Origin of the sequence: Anabaena sp. AL93 (genome assembly GCF_001672085.1) — a bacterium.
GTDB lineage: Bacteria > Cyanobacteriota > Cyanobacteriia > Cyanobacteriales > Nostocaceae > Dolichospermum > Dolichospermum heterosporum.
The window spans coordinates 1-6325 of the sequence record NZ_LJOU01000172.1 but is presented as its reverse complement, the minus strand read 5'-3'; the positions used below and the strand labels follow the sequence as shown (position 1 = coordinate 6325).

The 6325-nt window shown below is 39.0% G+C and carries 4 protein-coding genes; 2 read left to right on the top strand and 2 right to left on the bottom strand.

Translation table 11 applies throughout. The features are described from left to right. Positions 1-85: 85 nt before the first annotated feature. Positions 86-868, bottom strand: a complete 783-nt coding sequence (locus AN486_RS25920) for a metal ABC transporter ATP-binding protein (protein ID WP_168635920.1) — start codon at positions 866-868, stop codon at positions 86-88. Between the two features lie 354 nt (positions 869-1222). Further along, positions 1223-2212: a zinc ABC transporter substrate-binding protein gene (locus AN486_RS25915; protein ID WP_190384574.1), complete on the bottom strand. Its 990-nt coding sequence runs from the start codon at positions 2210-2212 to the stop codon at positions 1223-1225. Positions 2213-2497: 285 nt separating this feature from the next. On the opposite strand from AN486_RS25915, the gene AN486_RS25910 reads away from it, so the two are divergent. Continuing rightward, positions 2498-4072 carry an iron uptake porin gene (locus AN486_RS25910; RefSeq protein WP_290602992.1) on the top strand — a complete coding sequence of 525 codons (1575 nt, stop codon included), beginning with the start codon at positions 2498-2500 and terminating at the stop codon, positions 4070-4072. A 73-nt stretch (positions 4073-4145) separates the two neighbouring features. Then, the gene (locus tag AN486_RS25905) at positions 4146-5735 is read left to right on the top strand and encodes an iron uptake porin (RefSeq protein WP_290602991.1); all 1590 of its coding nucleotides are present in this window, start codon (positions 4146-4148) and stop codon (positions 5733-5735) included. The last annotated feature ends 590 nt before the right edge of the window (positions 5736-6325 follow it).

The window sequence follows — 6325 nt, the reverse complement described above, 5'->3', positions numbered from 1 at the left end:
CCCCTACTCCCCCTACTCCCCCTACTCCCCCTACTCCCCCTACTCCCCCTACTCCCCCTACTCCCTGCCCCCTGTTCCCTGTTCCCTAATGATGATGTTCATAGCGACTAAAACCAGGACCATAAGTAGCCAGCAGATTTTGTGGTGAAAGGGCTATTTCCGGTTTACCGGAACAGACAAGAGTTTGATTGAGACAGATGACGCGATCGCAATGACGGCTTACCATATCAATATCGTGAGAAACTTGCAACACCGTCCAATTCTCTTCTCGTTTTAATTCATTTAATAAAGCATAAAAATCCGTTGTTCCTTGGACATCTACCCCTGCAAAAGCTTCATCCAATACTAGCAATTTTCGCGGTGTTACCAAACAATAAGCTAATAATACCCGTTTGAGTTGACCACCGCTAAGAGTCCCAATAGCCTGATTTCGCAAGCGATAAGCATCAGTACGGTGTAAAGCTGTGGTAACTGCTGCTGATATTTCCCGTTTTTCTTGCCAAAATTTCGAGAAAAATGAATGTTTTTTATTCCCTATTCCTAAAGCTACCAATTCACTAACTGAAATGGGAAAACTGCGATCAAAAATAAAGTTTTGTGGCATATATCCCAACTGATTCCGCAAATTTCCTAGTCTAGAAATTGGGCGACCAAAAACTTCAATTGTTCCGGCACTGCGGGGAATTAAATCTAAAATAGCTTTAATTAAGGTACTTTTCCCAGCCCCATTTGGACCAACTATGGCTGTATCTGTTCCTGCTAACAATTCAAAGGAAACATCTCGCACAGCTAGATAGCTGCTTTGGTAGACTGTTAACCCAGAAACTTTTAATATTGGTAATGTAAATTCTGCTTGTTCGTCAGTCATGTAATTTAGGATTTAAGATGCCAATAATTTATAGTGATATAGCAAGAGTCAGTCAGAAGTCCGAAAAAAAGAAGGATTCAGGAGTCGTAGTATTGATAGGGGTAAAGCAAGAGCTTCATTGGTGTCAACTTAAGCTACGGATGGCTTATTTGTTTGGCTGACAGACCCGCCTAAAAATGAATTTCCGGGCTAATAGCTAAAGTTTACTAAAGTAAACTAAACAAGTTCAAAAATTTTCTAGTTCTTTTAGTCATCTTCAGATGACTTCTGCTATAAGACTGGCAATTCATTCCCAGTTGGGTTATGGGTTTTACGTTAGGTTGACACCAATGAAGCTCTTGCTTTACCCCTACGTCACTTGCATCCAGCGGCTAAACTCTCCAAATTAGCTTTCATTGCTTTAAAATAATACTCTGGATTTGTATCACCAGCTTCTAAAGAATCCAAAGTCCGCACAGTTAACCCCAAATCCTGGGAAATGCTGGTGAGTAATTTGTTATCTAACCCTGGTTCGCTAAATAAGGCTTTAACTTGGTATTTTTTGACTGTATTCACCACTTTTTGCACATCTGTTGGGGAAAGTTGCTTTTCAGGAATTTCTACTACTGCTAATTGTTTAATATTATAACGTTTGGCCAAATAGGGAAAAGCATCATGAAAGGTGATAAAGGTGCAGTTTGGTATTTGTTTAATAGTCTGCTGAAATTCATTATTTAAATTATCTAATTTCTGGATATATGCGGCTGCATTGGTTTGATAGTTGGCTTTATTGACCGGATCAGCGATAATTAAACCATCTCGAATATTGATAATTTGCTGTTTTGCTAAAACTGGATCTAACCAAATATGAGGATTTCCAAATTGGTGTTCGTGATCATGATCATCTTCTCCTGTTGCTGTTTTATCTATGGGGGAAATTTTATTAATAGCTTGAATACCTTTACTTGCATCAATTTCCATTAATTGAGAATTCTCGGCATTTTTAATTGTATCTGCCAAAAACTCCTCTAAGCCTAAACCATTTTTGACTAATATCTTGGCTGTAGCGATCGCTTTTACATTAGCCGGTGTCCCTTGATATTCGTGTATCTCTGTACCAGGCTTAACTAAAATCTCTACATCTGCAACATCTCCAGTTACCGCTTTAGTAAACAAATAAACTGGCAAAAATGTGGTAACTACCTTAGTTTTTGGTGATTTTTGGACTGGGGCTGGTTCTGTTTTTACAACCTCGCCACTGTTAGGATTATTACATCCATAAACTACTGACAATATTATTAAGGTAATCAGAGGTAAGAAACTTCTGGTTTTTCTACTTATTTTAACTTCTCTAGAACTTCTCATGGTTTGAGGTTGACAATAAAACTTCATTGGCATTATATATTATAATGAGATCCATTCTCATATAAGTCATCAAAAAATGCTACTGTATCAAGCATTACAGAATATTTAGAAATTTCAGGTAATACTGCTGTATACTGAGAATATTTCCAGTTCGTAAGAATTTCTTAACCTTTTATTGTGATCAGCTTAACTTATGATATGACTGTAGTATATTAAAAATCAGTATTAATAGCTGTACTAATTCGAGTGTAGCATTATCAACTTTAAACACGGGTGTGAGAAAAAATGCAAAAATTCTGGACTTATCTAATTGCTAGTTCAACAGTTGTGAGTAGCATATTATGTATGAATGCTGCTGCAAAGGCAGAACCAGTACCAGTAACTAATTCAGAACAACAGGTTAATAATAGCCAAGAACAGGCAGTATCTCAAGTTACCTCCGTATCTCAGTTATCCGATGTTCAACCTAATGATTGGGCATTTCAGGCTTTACAATCATTGGTAGAACGCTATGGATGTGTTGCAGGTTATCCCAACGCTACTTTTCGGGGTAATCGGGCGTTATCACGATACGAATTTGCGGCTGGTTTAAATGCCTGTTTAGATCGAGTCAATGAACTAATTGCTACAGCTACCAGTGATTTAGTATCAAAGCAAGATTTAGCAACAATCCAAAAGTTGCAAAAGGACTTTTCAGGAGAATTAGTCACCCTCCGGGGGCGTGTAGATACAGTAGAAGCCAAAACTGCTGAATTGGAAAATAATCAATTTTCTACCACCACTAAACTGCAAGGGCAAGTTGTGGCAGTTGTTAGTGATGTCTTGACAAATCAACAGGTTGATCGTGCGGATATTCCTGGGAAAAATACCACTTTAGGTGCGAGAACAAGAGTAGAGTTTGTTAGCAGTTTTACAGGACAAGATACACTTCTTACTAGACTGGAAAGTAATAATATTAATAATCCCAATATTAATACTCCAGAAGGAAACTTGTTTTTTGCTAGTAGCGATCCTGGTAACAATTTTTCCATAGCAACTCTATCATATACCTTTCCTGTTAGCAAGAATACACAAGTAAAACTAATTGCTACTGGTGGTGCAGCAGACGATGTTACCAGTACAGTTAACCTCTTTGATGGTGATGGTGCTTTTGGGGCTGTGTCTACTTTTGGGACAAGAAACCCGATTTATGGACAACTGGGTGATAAAGGCATAGCAGTTAACCACCAGCTTGGCGATAAAATAGGCCTAAGTTTAGGCTACTTAAGTAGTACAGCTAATAACCCCACTCCTGGAAACGGGTTATTTGATGGGAATTATGGTGCTTTAGCGCAGTTAACCGTCAAGCCCAGCGATCGCATTTCTCTTGGTTTAACTTATATCAATTCCTACAATCAACCATTACTCACTGGTAGTAATAACGCCACATTGACCAATCTTACCCCCGATGAAAAATTTTCCAGCAATTCCTACGGTGTCCAAGCATCTCTAGGTATTAGTCAGAAATTTGTTCTCGGTGGTTGGGCTGGCTATACCAACAGTCAAGTTTTGACAGGTACAAAGGGAGAGTTTGACACTTGGAACTATGCTGTTACTCTTGGATTCCCTGATTTGGGTAAAAAAGGTAATTTGGCTGGTGTCATAGCTGGTATGGAACCAAAAGTCACAAGTTCTAGCGCGACTGTTACTGGAGTTGCAAAAGATCCAAATACCTCTTATCACATTGAAGGATTTTATCAATACAAAGTCAGTGACAATATCACCATTACTCCTGCTGTAATTTGGCTAACAGCCCCAAATCACAATGATAGTAATGGTAATCTAGTGATTGGTGCTTTGAGAACTACTTTTAGTTTCTAGGTTTCAAGTCAGAGTTATTAAGAATAATTCTTAATAGCTTCAATTTTTCGTAAAAAACCAGGTGTGAAGAAAAATGCAAAAGTTCTCAACATATTTACTTGCTAGTTCGACTGTTATCAGTGCTATACTATGGACAAGTTCTGGAGTCTTGGCTGAAGAAATACCAGCAAATAATCAACTCCAGACTGACACTAATTCTCAACAATTAAATATAAATAATCAACAAGAGGTAATATCTCAAGTTACTTCCGTGTCTCAGTTATCCGATGTTCAACCTAATGATTGGGCATTTCAGGCATTACAATCATTGGTAGAACGCTATGGATGTGTTGCAGGTTATCCTAACGGGACTTTTCGGGGTAATCGGGCGTTGTCACGATACGAATTTGCAGCCGGGTTAAATGCCTGTTTAGATCGAGTCAATGAATTAATTGCTACTGCTACCAGTGATTTAGTATCAAAACAAGATTTAGCAACAATCCAAAAGTTGCAAGAGGACTTTTCCGCAGAACTAGCAACCTTAAAAGGGCGCGTAGACACTGTAGAAGCCAAAACCGCTGATTTAGAAGCTAATCAATTTTCAACTACCACCAAACTGCAAGGACAGGTTGTTGCGGTTGTTAGTGGTGTTATTTCTGGCAATAAAGTCGGTAATAATAACATTACTAGCAAGAATACGACATTAGGCGCTAGAACTAGACTGGAGCTTGTCACCAGTTTTACTGGAAAAGACACACTGTTTACCAGGTTAGAAAGCAATAATATTAACAGTTTTGGTCTTAATACTACAGAAGGTAAATTGTCCTTTGCCAGTGGCACACCTAATAACAATGTTTCCATAGGTGCGCTTTCCTATGGATTCCCTCTTGGTAAAAACACTTATGCCAACATCATAGCCAATGATGGTATAATTCTCGACCTTGACACCACATTGAATCTATTTGATGGGAATGGTGGGTCCGGTGCTGTGTCCGCATTTGGAACCAGAAACCCCATCTATGCCCAATTGGGTGGCGCAGGACTAGGTGTAAAACAAAAATTCGGTGAAAATTTAACTCTCAGTTTAGGTTACTTGGCTAGTCAGCACAATACCCCTACTCCCGGAAATGGGTTGTTTGATGGTCCTTACGGCGGTTTAGCACAATTAACAGTCAAACCAAGCGATCGCATTTCCCTTGGTTTAACTTACATCAATTCCTATAACAAGTCACTGGCTACAGGTAGTAATAACGCCACATTTACCAATCTTGCCCCTGGTACAAACTTTTCCAGTAATTCCTACGGTGTGGAAGCATCTTTAGGTATTACGAAGAAGCTTGTTTTAGGTGGTTGGGCTGGATATACCAATAGTCAAGTTTTGACTGGTACCAAAGGAAAAGCGGAAATTTGGAACTATGCTGTTACTTTAGGTTTACCAGATTTGGGTAAAAAAGGTAACTTAGCTGGTATTATATTTGGTATGGAACCAAAGGTCACGAATTCTACTGTTACTGGAATTACTAAAGATCCAAATACCTCTTATCACGTTGAGGGATTTTATCAATACAAGGTCAGCGACAATATCACCATTACCCCCGCTGTAATTTGGCTAACAGCCCCAAATCACGATGATAGCAGTAGTAATTTAGTGATTGGTGCTTTGAGAACTACTTTCAGTTTTTAATCATAGCAAGTTAGATAAAATTTCGCAAATCAGATTCCCGACTTCTCTAAGAAATCGGGAATTTTATTGTTTATAACCAATTTAGGATTGCTATGGTTCAGATCATTGGTGTCAACTTAAGGTAAAACCTCTATCCCGCAAAGAACTCAAGTCATCTCATTCCCAGTCTCTGACTGGGAATGAATTCTAGGAGGCTCTGCCTTCAATAATATTAGAGGCAGAGCCTCATCAACTGCATTCCTAGTCAGAGACTAGGAACGAGATGTGGTAGGGATTTGAGCTTAAGTTGACACCAATGGGTTCAGATGTTGTTTCTGTTTCCTGGGAAAGATGTCTGAGGATAACAAAAAGACCAACCCCTCCCACAGGGCTGGTCTATAAAAAAACGTTGTTCGAGTTGTCTTCTCAGTAGAGTCAAAACCAAATTGCGCGTTCCCAAAATTCAACGGGCAACTTTTCTTAACAAGATTGTAACAGCCAGTACAGTTTTTTCATGAAAATATCTCAAAAAATATCTGTCTTCGGGTGAGTAACTTTTCTATTTGAGGTAAGAGGCAAGAGGGAACAGGGAGTTGGGGGAGTTGGGGGAG